Consider the following 481-nt stretch of genomic DNA (forward strand, 5'->3'; position numbering starts at 1 on the left):
CGCCGGCCCTGCGCCGGAGCCTCGATGCCGAGCCCGCGCGGGAGGCCCCCGAGCCCGAGCCGGACACCCGCGAGGTCGTCGGCCGCTACGCCTCGGGCGGCAACACCTACGTGATGTACGCCGACGGCGCGATCGAGGCGGACACACCGCAGGGCCGCTTCACCTTCGCCTCCCTCGACGAGCTGAAGGCCTTCGTCGAGGGCGGCGGCGAAGCCGGCAGCCGCGGCGCCGCCTGAAGGCGTTTCGCGCGCTCTCCCTCCCCCGCAGAGGGGGAAGGGGCACGTGCCCGTGCGTCAGCCCGGCGGGTCGAGGCTGGCGTTCCGCACCGGAAGCGGGGCCAGCATCGTGAGGGCGAAGCCGCCGGGGGCGTAGAGGGTCTCGACCTCGGCCTGCACCTGCGTCGTCAGCACCCGCTGCAGCAGGCGCGAGCCGAAGCCCTGGCGGCGGGGCGGCTCCACCGCCGGGCCGCCGCTCTCGCGCC

Annotated in this window: 2 pseudogenes; one reads left to right on the forward strand and one right to left on the reverse strand. The window is 76.7% G+C overall.

What is annotated here, in order from left to right:
* A pseudogene (locus tag FV223_RS29755) lies at positions 1 to 236 on the forward strand (hypothetical protein); the annotation flags it as partial.
* 57 nt (positions 237 to 293) lie between these two features.
* Here the strand turns inward: FV223_RS29755 and FV223_RS29760 are convergent.
* Positions 294 to 481 (reverse strand): annotated as a pseudogene (locus FV223_RS29760) (histidine kinase); the annotation flags it as partial.

Source organism: Methylobacterium sp. WL116 (assembly GCF_008039455.1).
In the GTDB taxonomy this organism is placed as follows: Bacteria; Pseudomonadota; Alphaproteobacteria; order Rhizobiales; family Beijerinckiaceae; genus Methylobacterium.